This window comes from Tistrella arctica (genome assembly GCF_039630945.1).
GTDB lineage: Bacteria > Pseudomonadota > Alphaproteobacteria > Tistrellales > Tistrellaceae > Tistrella > Tistrella bauzanensis.
The window spans coordinates 37,938-61,209 of the sequence record NZ_JBBKTV010000002.1 but is presented as its reverse complement, the minus strand read 5'-3'; the positions used below and the strand labels follow the sequence as shown (position 1 = coordinate 61,209).

Annotated in this window: 22 protein-coding genes; 10 read left to right on the top strand and 12 right to left on the bottom strand. The window is 68.0% G+C overall.

Going from position 1 to position 23,272, the window contains the following annotated elements; translation table 11 throughout:
- Positions 1-57: 57 nt before the first annotated feature.
- Positions 58-1,248, top strand: coding sequence for a BaiN/RdsA family NAD(P)/FAD-dependent oxidoreductase (locus tag WG924_RS04370; RefSeq protein ID WP_345931801.1), 1,191 nt, complete (start codon positions 58-60; stop codon positions 1,246-1,248).
- A gap of 43 nt (positions 1,249-1,291) precedes the next feature.
- Here the strand turns inward: WG924_RS04370 and WG924_RS04365 are convergent, their stop codons facing one another.
- Positions 1,292-1,537, bottom strand: coding sequence for a hypothetical protein (locus WG924_RS04365; protein ID WP_345932278.1), 246 nt, complete (start codon positions 1,535-1,537; stop codon positions 1,292-1,294).
- 445 nt (positions 1,538-1,982) lie between these two features.
- Positions 1,983-2,957 (bottom strand): LysR substrate-binding domain-containing protein, encoded by a 975-nt coding sequence (locus WG924_RS04360; protein WP_345931800.1) that lies wholly within the window; start codon positions 2,955-2,957, stop codon positions 1,983-1,985.
- Positions 2,958-3,091: 134 nt separating this feature from the next.
- On the opposite strand from WG924_RS04360, the gene WG924_RS04355 reads away from it, so the two are divergent.
- From WG924_RS04355 to WG924_RS04340, 4 genes are all read left to right on the top strand, one after another.
- Positions 3,092-3,541 carry a VOC family protein gene (locus WG924_RS04355; RefSeq protein WP_345931799.1) on the top strand — a complete coding sequence of 150 codons (450 nt, stop codon included), beginning with the start codon at positions 3,092-3,094 and terminating at the stop codon, positions 3,539-3,541.
- An 81-nt stretch (positions 3,542-3,622) separates the two neighbouring features.
- On the top strand, positions 3,623-4,678 hold the full coding sequence (locus tag WG924_RS04350; RefSeq protein WP_345931798.1) for an SPFH domain-containing protein: 1,056 nt from the start codon (positions 3,623-3,625) through the stop codon (positions 4,676-4,678).
- The gene (locus tag WG924_RS04345) at positions 4,678-5,160 is read left to right on the top strand and encodes an NfeD family protein (protein WP_345931797.1); all 483 of its coding nucleotides are present in this window, start codon (positions 4,678-4,680) and stop codon (positions 5,158-5,160) included. The genes WG924_RS04350 and WG924_RS04345 overlap by 1 nt, the downstream gene beginning before the upstream one ends.
- 161 nt (positions 5,161-5,321) lie before the next feature.
- Positions 5,322-7,958, top strand: a complete 2,637-nt coding sequence (locus WG924_RS04340) for a calcium-binding protein (RefSeq protein ID WP_345931796.1) — start codon at positions 5,322-5,324, stop codon at positions 7,956-7,958.
- Here WG924_RS04340 and WG924_RS04335 read toward each other — a convergent pair.
- From WG924_RS04335 to WG924_RS04305, 7 genes are all read right to left on the bottom strand, one after another.
- Positions 7,948-8,664 (bottom strand): phosphatase PAP2 family protein, encoded by a 717-nt coding sequence (locus WG924_RS04335; protein ID WP_372044737.1) that lies wholly within the window; start codon positions 8,662-8,664, stop codon positions 7,948-7,950. The two genes, WG924_RS04340 and WG924_RS04335, sit on opposite strands and share 11 nt — an antisense overlap.
- 104 nt (positions 8,665-8,768) lie before the next feature.
- On the bottom strand, positions 8,769-9,647 hold the full coding sequence (locus WG924_RS04330; RefSeq protein ID WP_345931795.1) for an ABC transporter permease: 879 nt from the start codon (positions 9,645-9,647) through the stop codon (positions 8,769-8,771).
- Positions 9,648-9,651: 4 nt separating this feature from the next.
- Positions 9,652-10,605: an ABC transporter permease gene (locus WG924_RS04325; protein ID WP_345931794.1), complete on the bottom strand. Its 954-nt coding sequence runs from the start codon at positions 10,603-10,605 to the stop codon at positions 9,652-9,654.
- 114 nt (positions 10,606-10,719) lie between these two features.
- Positions 10,720-12,258, bottom strand: a complete 1,539-nt coding sequence (locus tag WG924_RS04320) for an ABC transporter substrate-binding protein (protein WP_372044740.1) — start codon at positions 12,256-12,258, stop codon at positions 10,720-10,722.
- 206 nt (positions 12,259-12,464) lie between these two features.
- On the bottom strand, positions 12,465-13,511 hold the full coding sequence (locus tag WG924_RS04315) for an ABC transporter ATP-binding protein (RefSeq protein WP_345931792.1): 1,047 nt from the start codon (positions 13,509-13,511) through the stop codon (positions 12,465-12,467).
- Complete coding sequence (locus tag WG924_RS04310) at positions 13,508-14,542, bottom strand: ABC transporter ATP-binding protein (RefSeq protein WP_345932250.1); 1,035 nt, start codon at positions 14,540-14,542, stop codon at positions 13,508-13,510. The genes WG924_RS04315 and WG924_RS04310 overlap by 4 nt, the downstream gene beginning before the upstream one ends.
- Before the next feature lie 11 nt (positions 14,543-14,553).
- Entirely contained in the window at positions 14,554-16,302 is a 1,749-nt protein-coding gene (locus WG924_RS04305; RefSeq protein ID WP_345931791.1) for a class I adenylate-forming enzyme family protein, read from the bottom strand.
- A 322-nt stretch (positions 16,303-16,624) separates the two neighbouring features.
- Here WG924_RS04305 and WG924_RS04300 point away from each other — a divergent pair, with 322 nt between their 5' ends.
- From WG924_RS04300 to WG924_RS04285, 4 genes are all read left to right on the top strand, one after another.
- Entirely contained in the window at positions 16,625-17,284 is a 660-nt protein-coding gene (locus tag WG924_RS04300) for a potassium channel family protein (protein WP_345931790.1), read from the top strand.
- Positions 17,281-18,654, top strand: a complete 1,374-nt coding sequence (locus WG924_RS04295) for a TrkH family potassium uptake protein (protein ID WP_345931789.1) — start codon at positions 17,281-17,283, stop codon at positions 18,652-18,654. The genes WG924_RS04300 and WG924_RS04295 overlap by 4 nt, the downstream gene beginning before the upstream one ends.
- 129 nt (positions 18,655-18,783) lie before the next feature.
- Positions 18,784-20,643 carry a cation:proton antiporter gene (locus WG924_RS04290; protein WP_345931788.1) on the top strand — a complete coding sequence of 620 codons (1,860 nt, stop codon included), beginning with the start codon at positions 18,784-18,786 and terminating at the stop codon, positions 20,641-20,643.
- A gap of 2 nt (positions 20,644-20,645) precedes the next feature.
- On the top strand, positions 20,646-21,377 hold the full coding sequence (locus tag WG924_RS04285) for a B3/B4 domain-containing protein (RefSeq protein WP_372044735.1): 732 nt from the start codon (positions 20,646-20,648) through the stop codon (positions 21,375-21,377).
- Here the strand turns inward: WG924_RS04285 and WG924_RS04280 are convergent, their stop codons facing one another.
- The gene (locus WG924_RS04280) at positions 21,378-21,641 is read right to left on the bottom strand and encodes a hypothetical protein (protein ID WP_345931787.1); all 264 of its coding nucleotides are present in this window, start codon (positions 21,639-21,641) and stop codon (positions 21,378-21,380) included.
- Between the two features lie 117 nt (positions 21,642-21,758).
- Here WG924_RS04280 and WG924_RS04275 point away from each other — a divergent pair, with 117 nt between their 5' ends.
- Positions 21,759-22,550, top strand: coding sequence for an AraC family transcriptional regulator (locus WG924_RS04275; protein ID WP_345931786.1), 792 nt, complete (start codon positions 21,759-21,761; stop codon positions 22,548-22,550).
- A gap of 4 nt (positions 22,551-22,554) precedes the next feature.
- Here the strand turns inward: WG924_RS04275 and WG924_RS04270 are convergent, their stop codons facing one another.
- Complete coding sequence (locus WG924_RS04270) at positions 22,555-22,878, bottom strand: hypothetical protein (RefSeq protein WP_345931785.1); 324 nt, start codon at positions 22,876-22,878, stop codon at positions 22,555-22,557.
- Between the two features lie 46 nt (positions 22,879-22,924).
- Positions 22,925-23,248: a hypothetical protein gene (locus tag WG924_RS04265; protein WP_345931784.1), complete on the bottom strand. Its 324-nt coding sequence runs from the start codon at positions 23,246-23,248 to the stop codon at positions 22,925-22,927.
- Positions 23,249-23,272: the final 24 nt, after the last annotated feature.

The following is a 23,272-nucleotide window of genomic DNA, read 5'->3' as shown; positions in this document are numbered from 1 at the left end:
GCCGGGCGCGCCATGCTACAGGCTGGCACCGCGATCATGACTTCAGGGGTTTCAGGTATGACGGTGGCGACAGCCTGGGATGTGGTGGTGATCGGCGCCGGTGCCGCCGGCATGATGTGCGCGATCGAGGCCGGACGGCGCGGCCGCCGGGTGCTGGTGGTCGATCATGCCGCCACAGCGGGTGAGAAGATCCGGATTTCCGGCGGCGGGCGGTGCAATTTCACCAATCTCAACACCAGCCCGGCCAATTTCATTTCGGCCAACCGCCATTTCTGCCGCTCGGCGCTCAGCCGCTATACCCAGCATGATTTCATCGACATGGTCCGCCGCCACGGCATCGCCTTCCACGAAAAGACCCTGGGCCAGTTGTTCTGCGACGGATCGGCCACCCAGATCATCCGCATGCTGCTCGACGAGATGCAGGCCCATCACGTGGCGCTGGCACTGAGCACCCGCGTCGAGCGGGTGGAGCGATCGGCCGACGGCTTCCGGCTGGCGCTGTCGTCTGGCATGGTCGACTGCGCATCGCTGGTGGTGGCCTGCGGCGGCCGGTCGATCCCCAAGATCGGCGCCACCGGCCTCGGCTATGACCTCGCCCGCCAGTTCGGCCTGCCGGTGACCGAAACCCGCCCGGCGCTGGTGCCGCTGACCTTCGATGCCGAGCTTCTTGAGCGGCTGAAGCCGCTGGCCGGCGTGGCGGTCGATACCGCGGTCACCACCGGCGGTATCCGGTTCGACGAGGCCATGCTGTTCACCCATCGCGGGCTCAGCGGCCCGGCGATCCTTCAGGCATCGTCATACTGGCGCGAGGGCGAGCCGGTCGAGATCGCCATGCTGCCGGGCCTGGATGTCTATGCGGCGCTGCGTGCCGCCCGCACCAGCCATGCCCGCCAGTCGGTTCAGACCTGGCTTGGCCACCATCTGCCCCGCCGGCTGGCTCAGAGCATCGCCGAGGACGAGCACACCCAGCGCTTCAACCTGGCCGACCTGCCCGACACCCGCCTGCGCAGCATCGCCAATGCGGTCAATGCCTGGCGGGTGGTGCCGGTGGGCACCGAAGGCTATCGCACCGCCGAGGTCACGCTGGGCGGTGTCGACACCCGGGCGCTGGACCAGAAGACCATGGCCGCGCGTGCGGTGCCGGGGCTGTATTTCATCGGCGAGGTGGTCGACGTGACCGGCTGGCTCGGCGGCTATAATTTCCAATGGGCGTGGTCGTCGGGCTGGGTTGCCGGACAAGCCGCATGACAGGCCCTCGGACAGCGATCGGCATGACGACCCGAAGCCCGTCTCAGTATTCAGGGGTCACGCGCAGCTTTGTCGGCGGCTTCGGCACCAGCCCCGGATTGTCGCGCAGCCGGCCCTGCCATTCGGTCTGCGCCATGGTCATCAGCAGGTTCATGCGCCGGAACACCTCCGCGCGGTCGGCCGGGCTGGACCGGGCATAGGATTGGGGGTCGTCCATCACCCGGGCGATGAAGCCGGCGAAACTGTCGGGATCACCGGCATCGCCCCAGGTGGGGCCGGCCGCTTCCAATGCCGCCTCGAACGCCGCATACAGGCTGAGGAAGCGGCGCCAGCGGTGATCGTCGAAATCGAAATCGGCCGTGTCCGGGCCGTCGGCCTGCTTCGTCGGCCAGTCGATGCGACAGAGCGCCTGGGATCGGGCTGGAAGAGGTCGAGCAGATGGGCTTGAAGCGTATCGGGAATCGCCGCCAGCCTGTCGAAGCCGCCGGCAGATGTGCCGCCGACATTGCGGAACCGGTAACGCGCCGCCAGCCGCAGGGTCGCCTTGGGATAGACCACGCCCGATGTGATCCCGCCCTTCACGATCACATCGCAGGTTTCAATCGGTGCTGGCCTCTGTCCCGTCATCCCTCGTCCCCGTCGCCGTCGCCGTCGCCGTCGCCGTCGCCGCATTGATCTGGCTGGTCTGCCTGGACGGGCCGGATTATTTCACGACGGTCGGCCTGATGTCACCCTTATGACGTCTGGGTTGAGGCATCGATCCCGGCTTCCTCGATCAGCCAGTCCTCGAAGGCGCGCAGCCGTGGCTGGCGGCGGACCGCCTGGGTGGTGATCAGCCAGTATCCGGCGCCGGTCACCAGGGATGGCCGGTCGGCCAGCACCCGCACCAGCCGGCCGTCGTTCAGATCGGCGCGCGCGAAGGCCAGCGGCAGCAGGGCCACCCCCACCCCTGCCAGCGCCGCCGCCAGGATCATGAAGAAATGCTCGAACCGCGGATCGGCCGGACGGCCCGTCACCGGCCCCGTGAAGCGGCGCGGATCCAGCCCCGCCGCCCGAGCCCAGGCCGGCCACAGATCGGCGCGGGTGGTGTGGCGGATCAGCGGCGGCCCCGCCTGCCCCAGTCGCGCCGGATCGGCCGGCAGTGCCAGCCCCGGCGCCGCGACCGCGATCACCCGTTCGTCGAACAGCCGCCGCGATCGATAACCAAGCCAGCCACCCCGGCCCCAGCTCAGCACGGCATCCACCGCCTCGCCATCCCAGGTCACGGCATCCTTGCGGCCATCGGCGAAATCGGCGCCGATGGTCGACACCTCGACCGCGATCGCCGGGTGGCGCGCCATGAACCGGCCGATCCGGGGTGCCAGCCACAGGGCCGCGAAGGTGGGCAGCGTGCCGATCCGCAACAGGCCCGCCGCCTGCGCCGTATCGGCCGCACCGGTCACATCGGCCACGGCATCCTGCAGGCCGCCGGCGGCGGCGCGGATCGCCGGCAGCAGGGCGGCACCCTGCGGGCTCAACCGCAGCCGACGGCCGTCGCGCACGAAGATCGGCACACCCAGCGCCGCCTCCACCGCCGCGATCCGGCGGCTCATGGCGCTCTGCCCCAGGCCCAGTTCGCGGCCGGCCGCGGTCAGGTTCAGATGCCGGCAGGCGGCCTCGATCACCGCCAGTTCGGCCGCGAGCAGCCGTGCCGCCGCTTCAGCCTTCATCCTGCCCCTCCGTCATGCGCCATACGCATCAGCAGATGCCTCCAAGGCCGGTTTCATTCCGTCAGCGCATGACACTATCATGGGCACGCGCCACGACAAGTGAGCCGCCACAAGATGATGGGGACACCGCCGGAATGACCGCCACACCCGCCAACACATCGCTTCGCCCCTTCCACCTCGCCTTTCCGGTGCTGGATCTGGAAGAGACCCGCCGCTTCTATACCGGCGTGCTCGGTTGCGGCACCGGCCGCGAGGATGCCCACTGGATCGATTTCGAGATGTTCGGCCATCAGGTCGTGGCCCATCTGGACCCGCATCTCGACCGCGCCATCGCCGCGCGCAACCCGGTGGACGGCGACGACGTGCCGGTGCCGCATTTCGGCGTGGTGCTGACCATGGATCAGTGGCGCGCTCTGGCCGCCCGGCTTGAAGCCCATGACGGCACCCGCTGGGTGATCCGCCCGCGCATCCGCTTCGAAGGCCAGCCCGGCGAGCAGGCGACGCTGTTCATCCTGGACCCGTCGGGCAATGCCCTGGAATTCAAGGCCTTCAACGACGACAGCCGGCTGTTCGCCACCAGTTGACGGTCACGGCCGCACGCCACGCACCCGCATGATCGATGACAGGACACGGGAGGAGATGAGACCCGCCGCCGCGGTCATGGTATGATCGCCGCCTTCGTGGAGTTGCTGCGGGAGTGGCTGATGGATATCACCGGTGGTCTGTCGATCGCGATCATCGTGCTCGTGATCCTGACGATCTGGTTCGGCGTCAAGATCGTGCCGCAGGGCTTTCAGTGGACGATCGAACGCTTCGGCCGCTATTCACGGACGCTGCATCCGGGCCTGAACCTGATCGTGCCGTTCATCGACCGGATCGGCCGCAAGCTGACCATGATGGAAACGGTGCTGGAAGTGCCGTCGCAGGAGGTGATCACCCGCGACAACGCGATGGTGACCGTGGATGGCGTGATCTTCTATCAGGTGATGAACGCGCCCGATGCCGCCTATCAGGTCACCAACCTGACGACCGCGATCACCAACCTGACCATGACCAATATCCGCACCGTCATGGGTGCCATGGATCTGGACGAGTTGCTGTCGCAGCGCGACACCATCAATGGCCGTCTGATGCGGGTGATCGATGAAGCCACCCAGCCCTGGGGGGTGAAGGTCACCCGGATCGAGATCATGGAAATCGCGCCGCCGCGCGACCTGGTCGACAGCATGGCCCGGCAGATGAAGGCCGAGCGCGACAAGCGCGCCTCCATTCTGGAAGCCGAGGGCCGCAGGCAGGCCGCGATTCTGGAAGCCGAGGGCCGCAAACAGGCCTCGATCCTGGAAGCCGAAGGCCAGCGGGAGGCTGCGTTCCGCGAGGCCGAGGCGCGCGAACGGTCGGCCGAGGCCGAGGCGATGGCGACGCGTGTGGTGTCGGAAGCGATCCAGGCCGGTGACGCCCGCGCCATCAGCTATTTCCTGGGCACCGCCTATATCGAGGCGCTGAAGGCCATGGCATCCGCCCCCAATCACAAGGTGTTGATGATGCCGGTGGAAGCCGGCGCCGTGATCGGCGCGCTGGGCGGCATCGCCGAACTGGCACGCGATGCCATGCAGCCGACAGGCGGCCCGGCACCGGCCGCGCCGCCGGCCAAGGCACCGACGGCCGCCCCCCCCCGGCCGCCGGCATCCCCCCGCGCGCCCTGGGCCGGCGAGCCGTCCTGATGTTCGGTCTGGCGCCGCTGTCGCCCTGGATCTGGCTGATCATCGGCGCGGTTCTTGCCGCCGGCGAGTTGCTGATGCCCGGCGTGTTTCTGCTGTGGTTCGGCCTTGCGGCGCTGGTTACGGCGGGTGTGTCGGCGACGGTGTTGCCCGACAGCGCCGGTCTTTCGAGCCAGCTTCTGGTTTTTGCCGGTGCCGCCCTGGCGTCGGTCGCCATCGGTTGGCTGTTCTGGCATCGCAACGCCCGGCGGCCGGATGCCGGAGACGCGACGGCCAGTGAACTCGGTGACCGCCGGCGCTTCGTGGTCGGGCACATCGGTGTCGTCGAAGAGCCGATCACGGGCGGACGCGGCAGGGTTCGCCTGGGCGACGGCACCTGGTCTGCGACCGGGCCGGATCTGGCGGCGGGCACGATCGTCAGGGTGACCGGCATCCGGGGCATTGTCATAGAGGTCATTGCAGAAGAGCAGAATTCCCGGACGTGATCAGCAATACACCTGGCATATTGCCACAGATTCACGTTCCGCCATTTATATTCCTTTAAGACCTGCCTGAGCATGATGCGCCGAGCCTGACTCCGTATCACCAGTGAAGACAGCATTCACCGGCTGTTCGTCTCCCTCAGTGCAGAGACCGGATCGACACCATGCCTCTTCTTCTTCCCGCCCAGACGCTTGCTGACCCGGAAGCCGACGCCACCGGGTTCTGGCAGAGCCTCGACAGCCTGGATATACCGGTCCTGTCGCAGACCGAGGCGGTCGATCTGTCGGATGGCGCCGTCACCGCCGTCTGGCGATTGAACGATCGTCATCTGGCCTTGGGCGCCGATTTCGAGCAGATGGCAGGCAGCGGATTGCTGGCGGAAACGGTGGCGGTTGCGGGCGCCTATATCGTCCAGCGCGGCAGCATCGACAATGGCGACGGCACCACAACCGATACGGCCCGCATCGTCGACGCCGCAGTCACACCGGATGTGACGCTGGATACCGGACATGACCCCGCGCCGGGATCGACCCTCGACTATCTGAGCCTCGATGCATCGGCCCTGACCATCGGCACCGACGACGGCGGCACGACGACCTGGCTGGACAGCTATTACCTGGTCGTCGACGCCGCCCCGATCGCGGGTTACGAGGCCAGTGCCCGCTATCTCGTCACGACCGGCGACATCGATGGCGCCCGCGACACCATGTGGGGCGACTGGCTGCACGATGCCGGCGTGCCCCCGGTCACCCCGCCGGCACAGGCGCTTCTGTCGCTCGATCCGGCCACCGGCTGGTCGGTTGTCCAGCCGGTCGATGGCGACCCTCGCGGCCTGACCACGACCGTAACAATCTCGGCCGAAGGCCCCACCGGCCCCGAGGTCGATGCGGTTCTGGGCGGGCTCGCCTACAGCCTGCGCGAGATCGGTGGCACCGCCGTCGAGCGATTTCTGAACGACCTGTCCTATACCGCCGATGACGTGGCCGCGTACCGGGGTCTGCTCGATGGCCATGCCGCCCTTCGCGACGCGCTCAACGACACGGCGATCAGCCTGCCGGCGACGGTTCTGGGCATCTTGCGGGACGGGATCGACCCGGGCATCACCTCTGCCGGCGCGCTGATCCAGGCTGTGATCACAGCGATCAGCGACGCCCAGCACGATGCGCAGGCGACACTTGCAACCGGAATCGCCGCCCTGCCCCTGCCGGGCGAGACGCTGCCCGATGGCTGGACCGCAGAGGCCCTGCGCGGCGCGATCGTCGACCGGATGCTGTCGGGCGTGGTGCAGTATGTCGTGCAGTCCGCCGCCAGCAGCTTGCGGGTGGACGTGACCGCCGATGGCCAGGCCTCACCGATGAACGTCTCAGGCGCCGCGGCCATGGAGTTCGGCGCGCTCCTGGGTGGCACCGGCGACGATGCGCTCACCGGCTCGGTCTGGTCCGACATGATCCTGGGCGGTGACGGCGCCGACATCCTTAACGGCGGCGGCGGCAGCGATCTGCTGGCCGGAGGCGACGGCGCCGACATCATCGATGGCGGTGACGGTTTCGATCTGGTCAGCCATGCCGCGTCGACGGCGGCGGTCAGGATCGATCTGGCATCCGGGATCATCTCGGGTGGTGACGCGGAAGGCGATGCCCTGACCGGCATTGAGGGCGTGCTTGCCACTGACTTCAATGATGTCCTGAACGGCAGTGCCACAACCAATCTTCTAACGGGGCTCGGCGGCGACGACGTGCTGCGCGGCCGTGGCGGCGCCGACATCCTGGATGGCGGCAACGGCTTCGACACCATCAGCTATACCGACGCCAAGGCGGCCGTGCGCCTGGACCTGATGCGCATGGGCACCCAGGGCGATGCCGCCGGCGACTATTTCATCAGCATCGAGGCAGTGAATGGCAGCCATTTCAACGATCTGATCGAAGGCGACGCCGCCAGCAACACCCTGGCGGGCTTTGGCGGCGATGACGTGCTGCGCGGGCGCGGCGGCGCCGACACCTTCGATGGCGGCGACGGGTTCGACACCGTCAGCTACACCGATGCCGCTGGCGGCGTGATCGCCGACCTGATCCTCGGCGGCACCGCCAGCGATGCGGCCAGCGACCGCTTCATCGCGATCGAGGCGATCAACGGCAGCCACCACGACGACCTGCTGACCGGCAATGCCGGGGACAACACGCTGGCGGGCTTCGGCGGCGACGACGTGCTGCGCGGCCGTGGTGGCGCCGATAAGCTCGATGGCGGCGACGGCATCGACACCGTCAGCTATGCCGGCGCGACCGAGGCCCTGCGCGTCGACCTCTCCACCGGCATCGGCATGCTGGGTGATGCCGAGGGCGACCGCTATATCGCCATCGAAGCCGTCGATGGCGGCAACGCCGCCGATCTGATCAGCGGCACCGACGATATGAACCTGCTCAACGGCTTCCGGGGCAATGACGCCCTTCGCGGCCGGGGAGGCGCCGACAGTCTGTCGGGCGGTGCCGGCGCCGACCGTTTCGTCTATGAGGCGGTCACCGACAGCATCATGACCGCACGCGACCGCATCATCGATTTCAGCGGCGCCGAGGGCGACCGCGTCGATCTGTCACTGATCGATGCCCGGCCGGACACCGCCGGCAATGATGCCTTCAGCTTCGTGGGCACCGGTGGCTATACCGGGGTGGGTGGACAGGTGCGGGTCGCCACCTATTCGATCGGCATCATGGCCCTCGCCGACATCGATGGTGACCGTCGGACCGATTTCGCGGTGGCCCTGGAAGGCGTGTTCAGCCTGACCGATGGCGATTTCATTCTCTGACCGTCCCGCGCGCGCCCTTGCGCAGACGTCCAAAGGATACCGCATAGGCACAGGCGACCGCCCAGGCAGCGCCTGCACACCAGCCGGCGACCACATCGGTCGGCCAATGAACCCCCAGATAGATCCGGCTGAGGCCGACGGCGATGGTGAGCGCGATCGCCACGCCCAGCACATAGATCTTCAGCCGCCGCCGGGACTCGAAGGCGGCGAGCAGCGTGCCCAGGGTCAGATAGGTGGTGGCCGACAGCATGGCATGGGCCGATGGAAAGCTCGCCGTCTGCACATCGACCAGATGGGCGACCAGATCCGGCCGCGGCCGCTCGAACAGCAGTTTCAGCCCGAAGCTGAGCACCGTGCCGCCGATGACCGACAACGCCACGGTCAGGGCGGCGGCGCGGCTCCGGCGCATCAGCAGATAGCCGATCACGATCAGCGTCATCAGCCCCAGCACCGTGGTGCTGCCAAGCGCCGTCAGATCGGCGAAGCCGGTTTCCAGCCAGCGCGGCCCGATCGGGTCGGCCGGGTCGGCGGGGTTGCGCAAGGATGACAGCAACCACCGGTCCAGGGCCTCAGTCTCGCCTTCCATGACCTCGTCGGCCAGACCGATGAACACATAGATGGCGCCCGCGACCGCGGCGACCGGCCACAATCGGCGGATATAGGGCATCAGCGCCGCACGGGTCGGGCGCGGTATCGGCAGGGTCATCAGGCTCGCCCGTTCTGTAGACAGACCACGAAACCGCGACGCTACCGGAAGTGCCGGGACCCGGCCAGTGAGCGTCTCGGGCCCCATCCACAGAATCGGGCGCGCTATCGCCCGCTGCGGGTGGTGGGGTCCAGCATCATGCGGACACTGTCGCCCAGGCCGTTGAAGGCCAGCGCGGTCACCAGGATGGCGAGACCCGGCGTCACCATCTGTTCAGGCGCGATTTCCATATACAGATAGGCCTTGGCCAGCATCGATCCCCAACTGGCATCGGGCGCCTGGACACCCAGCCCCAGAAAGGACAGCGAGGCCTCGGCCAGCAGCGCGCCGGCCAGCAGCAGCGTCACCTGCACCAGGATAGGCTGCACCGCGTTGGGCAGGATATGGCGGGCCAGGATGCGCGCCGGGCTGGCGCCGAAGCAGCGCGCGGCATCGACATACAGCTCTTCCTTCACCACCAGCGCCCGGGCGCGCGCCAGGCGCGCGATCAGCGGCGCGAAGACGATGCCGACCGAGATCATGCCATTGGTAAGCCCCACCCCCAGCGCGCCGGTGACGCCGATCGCCAGCACGATGGCCGGAAACGACAACAGGGCGTCGATGATCCGGCTGACCACCTCGTCGACCCAGCCGCCGGCAAAACCGGCGAGCAGCCCCACCGGCAGGCCGATGACCAGCGCGATCGAAACCGAGAGCACGCTGGCATACATGCTGGCGGATGCGCCATGGATCAGGCGGCTGAAGACGTCGCGGCCCAGATCGTCGGTACCGAGCAGGTTTTCGGGCGATGGCGGCATCAGGATCAGATCGAAATTCTGCTCGATCGGCGAATAAGGCGCGATCTGGTCGGCGAAGATGCCGGTCAGCGCGATGATGGTGATCACCAGCAGGCTGAGCGCGCCGCGCGGATCGCGCAGCATCCAGGCGAGAACCGGATTGCGGCGGCGCCGTGCCGCGCGTGGCGGGGTTGCGGTCTGGGTCATGGGATCAGCGCACCCTCGGATCGAAGACGACATAAAGCATGTCGATGATCAGGTTCAGCACGACGACGAAGATGATCATCGTCAGCACCACCCCCTGCACCACCGGAAAATCGCGGGCCAGCGCCGCGTTCACGATCAGATTGCCGACACCCGGAATGGCGAACACCGTCTCGACCACCACGGTTGCCGCCAGCAGCCGGTTGGCCAGCAGGCCGATCACCGTCAGCAGATTGACCGAGACGTTCTTCAGCCCGTGCTTCCACAGCACCGACCCGCCGGGCAGGCCCTTGGCGTGCAGCGTGCGGACATATTGCGAGCCCAGAATGTCGACCAGCGAGGTGCGTAACTGGCGTGCCACCTCGGCGATGCCGCCGGCGGCAAGGGCGGTCGCCGGCAGGATGGCGTGTTCAAGCGCGCGGATCGGATCGGTGGTGAAGGCGACGGCGCCTGTGGCCGGCAGCCAGCCCAGCGACAGCGCGAAGGTGGCGACCAGGATCATCGCCAGCCAGAAGTTCGGCACCGCGATGCCGACCGAGGCCAGCCCCATCACCGCGCCGTCCAGGATGGAATTCGGCCGCAGGGCCGCCAGGATGCCCAGCGGAATGCCGACCACCATGGAAATCAGCATCGCCAGCACGACGATCAGCAGGGTCAGCGGAAAAGTGCGGGTGAGCGAGGTCATCACCGCCTCGCCCGAGATCAGCGACTGCCCCAGATCGCCATGCAGCGCACCCCACAGCCAGTCGAAATACTGGACCAGGAACGGCCGGTCCAGGCCATAGAGCGACCGGATTTCGGCAAGACGCTGGTCGGTGGCATTGTCGCCGGCCAGCGTGACGGCGATGTCGCCGGGGATGAGCTGGATCAGCCCGAACACCACGAAGGTCACGATCAGGATCACCGGCACCACCTGATACAGGCGGCGGCGCACAGTGCGGATCGCGCGGTGGCTGGACATAAGGTCGGGTCTCCTCGATGGCGCGCGGGCGGGGATGATCTCCCGCCCGCGCGCGATCAGCGATGACAAAGCCTCCAGCGATGGCAAGGCCAGGAACGACGGTGTCGCCGGTGGTCAGGCGAGGGACACGTCCTGGAGCTTTGGCTTGTTCAGCAGATTGGGCTTGTAGCCCTCGACCTTGTCGCCCGCCACGTCCAGCGCCGACAGGAAGGCCAGCGGGCAGACCAGCGCATTGTCGAGCACCAGCTTCTGCACCTGCGAGAAGGCGGCCTTGCGTTCGGCCTTGTCGGGGGTGGCGCGGCTGTCGGCGATGGCCTGCACCAGGTCGTCGGGCACCGGGCCACGCCCGCCATTGTAATAGGCGTCGGGCAGATACATCAGCGAATAGGTCAGGCTGGGATCGGGCCGGCCGGTCCAGGCCGAGACCAGCGCGTCGGTCTTCTTCTCGTTGCCGAAGAAGGCGGCCGATGCCTCGGGGATCGTGCCGATCGAATAGCGCACCCGGATGCCCACCTGGCGCAACTGCTCCATGATGAATTCCTGGCGCTGCACCGAGCTCTGATCGGGATAGCCGCCCAGATGCAGATCCAGCCCGTCGCCATGGCCGGCCTCGGCCAGAAGCGCCTTGGCCTTGTCGGGATCGTAAGGGTAATAGCCGGCCAGTTCCTGATCGAAGGCCCAATGCGCCGACGGCAGATTGGTGATCGCCTTCTCGCCGATGCCGTTCATGGTGACCTTGACGAAGGCGTCACGATCGATCGCATGGTTGATCGCCTGACGCACCCGGACATCGTCCAGCGGCTTGCGCGCCCAGTTGAAATAGATCTGGATGCAATACAACGTCGGGCCGGTGAAGGTGGTCAGCTTCGGTGCCCGCTTGGCGATCATGCCCTGCTGGGGCGACAGGAAGTAGACGAAATGGTTCTGCCCCGCCATCACCGAGCGCAGGCCGGTCGACAATTCCGGGATGATCGAGAATTCGATGCCGTCGACCTTCGGGATACCCGGCTTCCAATAGGCGTCGTTGCGCTTGACCACGACCTTCTCGTTGTCGTTCCAGGTAACGAAGCTCCAGGCACCGGTGCCGACGGGGCTGCGGTCGTGGGCCTCGCCCTTCTCCTGCACGGCCTTGGGCGACACCATCATGCCCGCGCGGTCGGACAGGATCATCGGCAGCGCGGCGTCGGGGTTCGTCAGCCGGATGGTGACCTGAAGCGGCCCGGTCACCTCGACCGCCTCGACATTGATCAGATCGGCCTTGATGTTCGACCGGGCATCGCCGCGATTGCGGTCCAGGTTGAACTTCACCGCCTCGGCATTGAAATCGCTGCCGTCGTGGAATTTGACGCCTTCCTGCAGATCCATCACCAGGGTCTTCGGATCGGGGAAGGTCCAGGCGCGGGCCAGACCGGGTTTGGGGTCGAGGCTTTCGAATTCCCATTCCACCAGCGTGTCGAACACGGTGTACAGGAACGGGTGATCCTGGCCGGACCCGCCGGTCATCGGGTCCAGGCTCGACGGGTTGGCCGGGGCCGACACCTTCAGCACGCCGCCGGCGGCAAGTGCCTGGCGGATATGGCCGGGCAGCATGCCGGATGCGGCGACGCCGGCGGCGCCGGCGCCCAGCAGCGACAGGAAGCGGCGGCGATCCATCGCGAAGGCCGCGCGGCCACCAATGGTCACCGGCCCCTCGGCGGGGGTGCTGCCATGCTCGGGCAAGCGGATCTTGGTCATTGGGTTGTCTTCCTCCCTGGGGGGCGCCCGCCGGATCTTCCGTCGCATAGCGGGGTGCTCCTGATGCCGTTTTTCGGCTGTTCTGGTTCGTGTTGTGGCTATGGGGCCGGGGGCTTCAAGACTGGTCACTGTTCCGCCGCGGCGATCTCCTCGGCGAAATGGCAGGCAACCAGGTGATTGCGGGCGATCGGCCGCCAGTCCGGCACCGTCTCGGCACAGGCCGCGCGGGCATGGGGGCAGCGGGTGCGGAAGCGGCAGCCGGATGGCGGGTTCAGCGGCGACGGGATCTCGCCCTGCAGAGGCGGCCGCTTGGGCGCACGCTGCCAGGACGGCACCGGCACCGGCTCGGCCGCCATCAGCGCCCGGGTATAGGGGTGCATCGGCCGCTCGGCGATCGCCTCGACCGGGCCCAGTTCCATGAACCGGCCCAGATACATCACCGCCACCCGGTCGCTGATATGCGATACCACCCCGATATCATGGGTGATGAACACATAAGACAGCCCCATTTCGCGCTGGATCTCGGCGAACAGGTTCAGCACGTCGCCGCGGATCGACACATCCAGGGCCGCCACCACCTCGTCGCACACCATCAGCCGTGGCTGAAGGGTCAATGCGCGGGCGATGTTCACCCGCTGCTTCTGGCCGCCCGACAATTCATGCGGATAGCGCCGCGCCTGTTCAGGCGTGATCCCCACCCGGTCCAGCCGGTCCATCGCCCGGGCAATCCGGCTTGCCCGGTCGCCCTTGCCCACCACGTCCAGCGGCTCGCGCACGCTGTCGAGAATGGTCATGCGCGGGTTCAGCGCGGCATTGGGATCCTGAAAGATGATCTGAAGATCCCGGCGGCGCTGGCGCAGGGCGCGGCCCTTCAGCCGCGCCAGATCCTGGCCGTCATAGCTGATCTGTCCCGATGTCGGGTCCAGCAGACGCACGATCGCCCGGCCGAGGGTCGATTTGCCCGACCCGCTTTCGCCGATCACGCCGAAGGTCTCGCCCGGCCGGACATCGAAGCTGATCCCGTCGACCGCCTTCAGGCTTTCACCATCGGCGGTGGTGAAGGTGACGCGCAGATCGTCGACCAACAGCAAGGGCGGCCCGTCATCCGGGCGCGACCGCGGTTCCGGTGCCGTCCGCGCGCCATGCAGGGCCTCCGGCTTGACGCTGATCATCGCACCACTCCCTGCAGGCTCAACGCGTCGGTCCGGATGCACCGCGCCTTCTGGCCGGGCACGGGTTCCAGCAAGGCCTGCGGCAATTCGCAAAGCCCGATCGCATGGGCGCAGCGCGGCCGGAACCGGCAGCCTTCGGGCATGTCGATCAGCGACGGCACCCGGCCGGGGATCGACGGCAGCGCCGCGCCCCGCGCCACCAGCCGGGGCAGCGCCGAGAACAAGCCTGCCGTATAGGGATGGCGCGGCCGGACCAGCGCATCATCGACGGTCGCATCCTCGACCACCTCGCCCGCATACATGGTCACCATGCGGGTGCAGGTTTCGGCCACCACCCCCAGATCATGGGTGATGAACAGCAGCGCCGTGCCGCTGGTCTCGCTCAACTCCACCAGAAGATCGATGATCTGAGCCTGGATGGTGACGTCGAGTGCCGTGGTCGGCTCGTCGGCGATCAGCAGCTTCGGGTTGCAGGCCAGCGCGATGGCGATCATCGCCCGCTGGCGCATGCCCCCAGACAACTGATGGGGATATTCATCGGCCCGCCGCGCCGGCAGCGGAATCCCCACCCGCGCCAACAGGTCGATGGCGCGTTCGCGCGCCGCCCTGCGGCCCACAGGCTCATGGGCCAGAATGGTTTCGATGATCTGCTCGCCCACGGTGAACACCGGGTCGAGCGCGCTCATCGGCTCCTGAAAGATCATCGCGATGCCGGTGCCGCGCACACGCCGCAGTTCACGCCCCGACAGGGTCAGCAGGTCGCGGCCCTGAAACCGGATCGCGCCGTCGATCCGCGCCAGCCCGCGCGGCAGCAGCCCCATGATCGCCAGCCCGGTCAGGGTCTTGCCGCAACCGCTTTCCCCCACGATCCCGATCCGCTCGGCCGGCCCGACCTGGAACGAGACATCGCGGGTCGCCGACACCTCGCCACCACCGGTGCGCAGCCGGATACCGACCCGGTCGAGTTCCAGCAGCGGCGCCGCGACGCCGTCAGGCCCCGGATGGGCGGTTCCCGGGCGACCGGCGGACATCATCGCCGCCGTCATGCGCCGGCTCCCGCGCCATCCGCGGCCAGTTCGGCCAGAAGTACCTGTTTCAGCTTGTACTTCTCGATCTTGTTGGTCGGCGTCACCGGCAGCGCGTCGACGAAACGAACATGGCGCGGTGCCATGTAACGCGGCATCACGGTCAAGGCGAATGCCCGCAGATCCGCTTCTGTCATCGCCCGGCCCTCGACCAGTTCGATGAACACGGCGCAGTCTTCCTCGTCACCTTCAGCGGCCGGCACCGGCAGGGCCGCGGTGGCGCGGATGTCGGGATGTGCGTTCAGCAGATCCTCGACCTGATAGGACGACACATTCTCGCCCCGCACCCGGAAGAAGCCGCCCATACGGTCGATGAAGTAATAGACACCGTCTTCGGTGCGCCGCACGGCATCTCCGGTGTGGAACCACAGGTTCGAGAAGGTCTTGATGGTGGCATCGGGCTTGTTGAAGTAATGCGTGAGCAGCAGATGCGGGAAGCGCGGCCGGAAGGCCAGTTGGCCCGCCTGTTCGGGGCCCAGAACAGTGTCGTCCGCATCCAGAACCGCCGCCTCCAGCAAGGGCGACGGCCGGCCCATGAAGCCCTTGGCCAGGGATTCCCTGCCGTCGACCACCATCACGCCGCGATCACGGGCGATGCGCAGCATGGTGTCTCGATCATGGCCGACCCGGAATTCCGGCCGCTTCGCGTCGACATCGCCGAACTGGTCGATCAGCGCCACGAAGCCGTTGCCGCTCTCGGTCTGGCCGAAGCCGGCGGTGCAGAACTGAAAGCCGAAGCGCTGCGCCACCTGGTGATGCTGCGCGGGCAGCGGCTGCATATGCACCCGCATCAGGGTGTTGTCGCGATCGGTGACTTGCGGCTCGGCGCTCATCAGCCAGGGCACCATCACGTCCAGCAGCACGGCATTGCTGGCCCGATGGCCGCGCACCCGGTCCCAGAACCGCGTCGGGCTGAACTTGTCCCACAGCGACACGGCACAGCCCGTCCAGCACGCCTTCGCTACCAGAAACATCGCGCCGCCGACATGATAGAGCGGCAGATCGCAATAGATGGTGTCGTCCGGGGTCAGAAAGGCACGGCTGTTGAAGGTGTACTGGTTGATCCAGCGGAACGGCTGGACCACGCCCTTGGCGGGGCCGGTGGTGCCCGATGTATAGATGATGTTGGCGACATCGGCGGCTCCGCGCTCCGCCGGCTGGTGCCGCCGGGGGGTGCGCATCAGATCGGCCAGATCATGCACGCCGCCATGGGCGATCAGCGCCGGCGGCAGCTCGGCGCGATCGGCGACATAATCGTGATCGGCGGGGCTTGGGCGATGCACCACCACATGCGGCACGGCGATATCGCCCAGACTATCGGCAACGGCCGGCGCCAGGGCGGCATCGGTGATCAGCACACGGGGCGCCGTGTCGGCCAGTTGATACGACAGCAGCCGACCGGTGTAGTTGAAGTTGACCGGGGCATAAATGCCGCCGGCCTCCCACACCGCGAACATGGCGAGTGTCGCCACCCTGGAATTGCGGGTGAAGACCGAAACCCGGTCGTCGGGTTGCAGCCCCATATCCTGAAGAGCGGCGGCAAGGGTTGCGACCTCGGCCTCGAACGCGGCAAAGCTCTGGTCGTGGTCTTCCTCGCCATAGCGGATGAAAAGGTGGTCAGGATGATGGCGCACGGCATGGCGGAAGCGGTCGATGACCACATCACCCTGTGCAACCATCATCGCGAACAGCGCATCGGCGTTCACGATCGGCAGTCCTCCCGTCGCGGCCGTCTGTCGCGGCCTTGAGACATCGATCCGTCCGCGCCACCGGCCGCCCTGTTTGGCGACATGACCGCCGGTCAGTTGGAACAAACGTTCGATCTATGTTGATTGTTCAGGACCGGAGCCGTTCCGTCAACAGCATGATCCGGAAACCGTGCCATCTGTTCCATATGCTGCGCAAATGCGATGGCATGCCGATACCGGCCGCGCGCCGCGGCCGCGGGATCGTGCCGTTTCCCAGCCCCGCCGGCTGGTGTAGGCTCGTCCGCGATGATGGAGCACGCGGATCGGAGATGCGGACGGTATGGCCGCGAAGAAGCAATTCATGGTCATCGGGCTTGGCAGCTTCGGCGCCACGGTGGCCGGCGAGCTGGTCCGGCTGGGGCATGCGGTACTGGGCATCGACACCGATCGCCGGCCGGTCGATGCCCTGGCCGATGTTCTGACCCATGCCGTGGTCGCCGACGGCACCGACGAGAAGGTGCTGCAGGAACTAGGCGCCGACAGCTTCGACACCTGTGTCGTGGCGATCGGCGGCAATATCGAGGCCAGCAGCCTGGTGACCCTGCACCTGAAGGCGCTGGGCGCGAAAAAGGTCTGGGCGCAGGCCGCGACCGCCGCGCACAAGACCATCCTGACCAAGATCGGCGCCGACCGGGTGCTGATCCCGGAAATCGAGGTTGGGATCAATATCGCCCAGTCGCTGATCTATCAGGGGATCATGGACTATATGGCACTGGGCGACGACAGCTTCGTGGTGGAATACCGGGTGGCCGAGCGTTTCGACACCGTGGCGATCGAGGACTTGCTGGGCGCGCATGCCGATGCGGTGCGACTGCTGGCGGTGAAACGCGGCCGGGATTTTCTGGACCAGCCATTGGCCGGCCTGGCCTTGGTGAAGGGCGACCGGCTGGTATTGCTGGGTCCCCGCGCGGCCTTGGAAGCCGTGGCGGCGCACCTGTGACCGACACCCCGGCACGCAAGATGTGGCACAGACCCGGAGGCGGGCTGCCCTCCGACCGGCCATCCGGATCGGTGCGGATCTCGCCGCCACGGCTGTTCGCGCTGGCCCTGGCGGTGATGATCCTGGTGGGCGGGCTGGCGCTGCTGGCGCCGGGCATGGCGGAACCGGCGCTGTCGGTGCCGGAAGCCCTGTTCACCGCCACATCGGCGATGACGGTGACGGGGCTGTCGATCATCGATGTCGGTCAGCGCCTGACCCCGGCCGGTCAGGCGGTGCTGCTGGTGCTGATCCAGCTTGGCGGGCTGGGCCTGTCGGTTTTCGCGGCGCTGACCATGATCACGCTTGGCGGTCGTCTGGGGCTGGGGCAGCGGCTGGTGGTCAACCAGCGCCTTGGCACCACATCGCTTGCCGAAGCCGTGCCGCTGGTGCGCAGCATCGGCCTGATCACGCTTGGCGTGGAACTGGTGGGCGCGGCGCTGCTTGCGGTCGCGCTGCCGGGCGATGCCCTGGGCGCGCGGCCGCTGTGGACCGCCCTGTTCCATGCCGTGTCCGCTTTCAACAATGCCGGCTTCGCGCTGCCGTCGGCGGGTCTCGCCGCATGGTCGGGCGAGACGGCGGCGCTGGGCGTGGTGGCGGCGCTGATCGTCACTGGTGGCCTGGGTTTTCCAGTGCTGGTGGCGGTGGCCCGCCGGAGCCGCTGGTCCCTGCATACCCGCGTGATGATCTGGGGGTCCGCCGCCCTGATCCTGGGCGGCGGGCTGGTGCTGGCGGCGCTGGAATGGCGCAGCCCTCAGACGCTGGGTGATCTGCCGTCTACGGCGCGTATGGTCGAGGCGCTGTTCCTGTCGATATCCACCCGCACCGCCGGTTTCAGCACCATCGACATGGCGGCGCTGACCGCGCCGGCGCTGCTGGTGGTGATGGTGCTGATGTTCATCGGCGCCGGCCCCGCCTCCACCGGCGGCGGCATCAAGCTGTCGACCGCGGTGGTGCTGACCGCCGCCACCGCCGCCTATCTGCGCCGCGACACCGAGGTGACGATCGGCCGCCGCAGTCTGCCACCTGAGGCGGCGTCGCAGGCGCTGAGCGTTGCTCTGATCAGCCTGTTCGCGATCGCGCTGCTGATCTTCGCGCTGCTGATCACCACGCCCGGCATCAGCCTGGCCGGTGCGGCATTCGAAATCGTCAGCGCCTATGCGACCGTCGGCCTGTCGGCCGGTGCCACCGCCGCCACGGATATCAGCGGCCAGGTGGTGCTGATGCTGGCGATGTATCTGGGCCGGCTGGGGCCGCTGGTGCTGGGCTTCGCGCTGGTCACGCGCACGAGCGCCCGCATCGGCCGGCCGCGCGCCGATGTCCTGATGGGATAGCACCGCGCTGAGTGCCGCTGGATGGCTGCACGGGGCTGGCGCGGGAACGGATGACGGTGCACCATGTTGCAGGCACCGGCGCAGGCCCGCATGGGCGGGATGTGACCGGGCGCGATAATGGGATGATGCATGCAGGATCTGGTATTGACCGCCGCCATCGTGCTGTCGCTGGGCATCGCCGCCCAATGGCTGGCCTGGCGCTTCAAGATTCCGGCGATCGTGCTGCTGGCGGTGGGCGGCATCATGGCCGGGCCGGTCACAGGCATACTCGATCCGCATGCCCAGCTTGGCGAGATGCTGGAACCGCTGGTGGCGGTGGCGGTGGCGATCATCCTGTTCGAAGGTGGCATCAGCCTCGATCTGCGGGAATTGCGCGGCACGGCGTCGGGCGTGCGTCGGCTGACCCTGGTCGGTGCGCCGGTGGGCTGGCTTGCCGGCACCATCGCCGCCCATTACGTGGCGGGGCTGTCCTGGCCGACCGCGGCCGTGCTCGGCGGCATTCTGGTGGTGACGGGGCCAACCGTGATAGCACCCCTGCTGCGGCAGGCGAAGCTGGACCGCAAGCCCGCCATCACCCTGAAATGGGAAGGCATTGTCAACGATCCGCTGGGCGCGCTGTTCGCGGTTCTGGCTTATGAATACGCCATCGCCGCCGGCCCGGACGATATCGGTCTGGCCCCGGCGCTGGGCCAGGTGGCGCTGGGCGCGGTGCTGGCCGCTGCCGTGGGGCTGGCGGCGGGCAGCGCCATCGCCTGGGCCTTCCGGCGCGGCCATGTGCCGGAATTCCTGAAGGCGCCGCTGATGATCGGTGCGGTGCTGGCCTGCTTTGCCGGCACCAATGCCTTCGTCGAGGAAACCGGGCTGATCGCGGTGACCGTGCTGGGCGTGACGCTGGGTAATTCGAAGGTGGCGGCGCTTGAGGAACTGCGCCGGATCAAGGAGGTGCTGGCGACGATCCTGGTCTCGGGCGTGTTCGTTCTGTTGACCGCCACGCTGAATGCCGAAACCCTGGCGGCGCTGGACTGGCGCCACGCGGCCTATGTGGTCGCCGTGCTGGTGATCGTGCGGCCGGTGACGGTGCTGGCCAGTCTGATCGGCACGGGGGTGCCGTGGTCGAACCGCGCGCTGCTGGCCTGGATCGCGCCGCGCGGCATCGTCGCGGTGGCGATCACCGGCCTGTTCGGCGAACGGCTGGTGGCCGCCGGATACGAAGATGGCGCCCTGCTGGTGCCGCTGGGCTTCGCCGTGGTGCTGAGCACGGTCACCCTGCACGGCTTCAGCCTGCGGCCGCTGGCGCGGCTGCTGAAACTGACCAGCGATGCGCCGCCGGGCTTTCTGGTGGTCGGCGCCGGCGCCTGGACCACGGCCCTGGCCCATGCGCTGGTCAAGGCGAAGGTGCCGGTGGTGCTGGCCGACCGGTCGTGGGCGCGGCTGCGCGCGGCCCGCCATGAGGGCCTGCCGGTCTATCACGGCGAGGTTCTGTCGGATGCGACCGAGATCCATCTGGACCTCGCCTCAACCAGCCATGTCATCGCCGCCACCGACAATGACGCTTATAACACCCTGATCTGCAATCATTTCGGCCCCGATATCGGCCGCAGCGCCATGTTTCAGGTGGCGCCCCAGACCCAGCCGGTCACCGATCGCCACAGCCTTGCCCTGGGCGGTATGGTGCCGCTGGCGATGGCCGCCGGCATCGACGAACTCGATCGGCGCCAACTGGCCGGCTGGCGGTTCAGCCGCACCCGCATCACCGAGGATTTCACGGAAGAAGACTATCGCCGCCAGCGCCCGGCGGGCAGCGAGACCGTGCTGGTCATCCCCGCCCGTGGCCGCATGCAGATGCCCGAGGACACCGGCGACATCGCCTTTCATGCCGGCGATACGATCATCGCCTTCGGCCCGCCGGCCGACGCCCCCGCCGAAACCACGACCGATACAGATACAGATACAGATGCCGACACCACCGAAGCAGATGCCGGGAGTTGACCATGCCCCAGCAGATCCCCCCGGTCCGGCCCCGGATCGACCCCGCCGTGATGGCGCTTGCGCCCGATTTTCATGGCCGCAGCATCACCGCCCTGCTGACCGGCCCGGCCGTGGCCGATGCCGGGTCGCAGGCGGCGGCGGCGCTGGATGCCGCCTGCGATCTGGTCCGCGCCGGTGGGCCGGACTGGGCCGAGGCCCATATCGCCGCCTGGCGCGACGCCTTTCGCGGCTTCGGCGCCAAGCCCGCGCGGACACCATCCTCGGCTGAAGCACTGCGCAAGCGGGTGCTGCGCGACGGCACGCCGCCATCGGTCAACCCGATCGTCGACCTTTACAACGCCGTCAGCCTGCGCCACGCCGTGCCGGTGGGCGGCGAGAACCTGGATGCCTATCAGGGCACGCCACGGCTGATCCGCGCCGCCGGTACCGAGACCTTCGACATGATGAAGGATGGCGCCCCCGCCACCGAGACCCCGGAGCCGGGCGAGGTGGTGTGGTGCGACGATGCCGGCGTCACCTGCCGGCGCTGGAACTGGCGCCAGGGCATCCGCACCCGGCTGGAGCCGGGCGTGACGCGGATGTGGTTCATCCTGGAAGCCCTGGGCGCCATGCCGCCCGCGGCGCTGGCCGCCGCCGCCGACGATCTGGCCGCCGGCATCGCCCGGCTGTGGCCGGGTGCGGTGGTGATTGCCGAGCCGGTCATCACCGGGGGTGCCGTGCCAGCAGCCGGCTGATCAGTCCCGTGGCAACGCCGCCGCGATCAGCCGGCGCAGTGCCGGATCGCGAACCTCCATCACCGCGAACAGACCCAGTGCCGCAAGATCGGGCACGGCATCGACGATCTGTCGATACGCGGCCGCACGGTCGTCATCGGCCACCGCCGGGTCGGTCGCCGCGCGGGCATTGGCCAGAAAGGCCGCGACCGTCCCCTTGCGGATGGTCCGGCCGGCGAAACTGGCATGAGAACGGTCATCGGGCAGGATGTCTTCGGCGCGCATCGGCAGGTCTCCATGAACGGCATATGACATGCCCAATCTGCGCCGATTGTTCTGGCGCCGCTCCGCCAGCGGCGCCATAAACTGTCGCGATAACGCCAACCCCGTCCGACCGGTGCCATGGTCACAGCACGCCCGACCCCGTTGATCGATCCGGTTCAGGCCGCCACCACCGGCGGGCCTGTGGTTCTGGCGGTGCGCAAGGTCGATGCCGCCGCCCGCGATACCGGCCGGCATGTCCATGTCCGTGGCCAGTTGGTCGGCACCATCCAGGGGCTGCTGGGCGTGGAGACGCCGGCCGGGCGCTTTGCAGCACCGCCATCCCATGCCGTCTGGCTGCCCCCCGCGGCGCCACATGGTCTGGCGCTGCACGGGCCGTTCGATGGCTGGAGCCTGTGGGTGTCGCCCGATGCCTGTGCCGCCCTGCCCCGATCGACCACAATGATCCGCGTGAGCGATCTGCTGCGCGCAGCCGTCCTGGCCATGGCAGAAGCCGGGGGCCGGGATCTCCGGCGTCTGGACCGCATCGCCGCCGTCATCCTGGATGAAATCGCCGCTGCCCCGGCCGGCGGGGCGCCACCGCTGCCCCTGCCCGCCGATCGACGGCTGCTCAAGGTGGCGCGTGCCATCCTCGACGACCCGGCCGACGATCGCGGGCTCGACGGCTGGGCCGCGCTCGCGGCGATGTCCGGCCGCAGCCTCAGCCGCCGCTTCCCGGCCGAAACCGGCCTGTCGCTGTCTGACTGGCGGCGGCGGGTGGTGGCGATGACCGCCCTGGAACGGCTGGCCGGCGGCGATGCCGTCACCACGCTCGCGATCGATCTGGGCTATGCCTCGCTCAGCGCCTTCATCGCCATGATCCGCCGCGAAACCGGCATGACGCCGGGGCAACACCGCGCCACACGCGGCTGACCGGTCACCCTCTGGGGGCGCGGTTCGGCGCGGTCGCCAATGCCCGCCTCGGGGGCAGGAACATCGCCGGAAGCCGCATGCGCCGGCCGCCGCTGCTGCCCTGATCCTCGCCGGCCTGGAACCAGACCGCGAAGGCCACCTGGACGCTGCCCAAGGTCAGCCCCATGAAGAAGATCAGCACCGCCGTGGCCAGAACGCCATCGGCGCTGGCGGCCATCAGGGTGCCGAGCCCGGATACGTCGAGCCACAACAAGGCGCCGACCGTGGCGAAGGCAAGGCCGAAGCCCACCAGCGCGTGCATCAGCACGAAACGGACAAGTATCGGCATGGCCCGGGCTCCTTGAGCGGCTGGCTGCGGACGGCAACTCCGGCCACTATGCGCCGGTCACCGGCACCGTCAAGACGCCCAAATGTCGCGGGCGCGGGCGATCGCGCCGGCCGCCGCCCCCGCCGGATCGCGGGTCGCCTTCATGAAGCCACAGCGCGAAGGCGAGCTGGACCACGGCGAATGTCTGCCCCATCAGGATGGTGAAGACCAGCGCCGCCAGCAGTCCCTGGGATGTGGTCGCAACCAGTGTCGACAGATTCGAGACATTGAACCAGAACAGCAGGGCCACCACCACAAGCGCCAGACCGAAGCCGAGCATCCCATGGACGATCGCGAAGCGGACCGGCCTGAAGTCGTCGCATCCGGACACCAGCCTTCCCCCGTGGCACCGGCG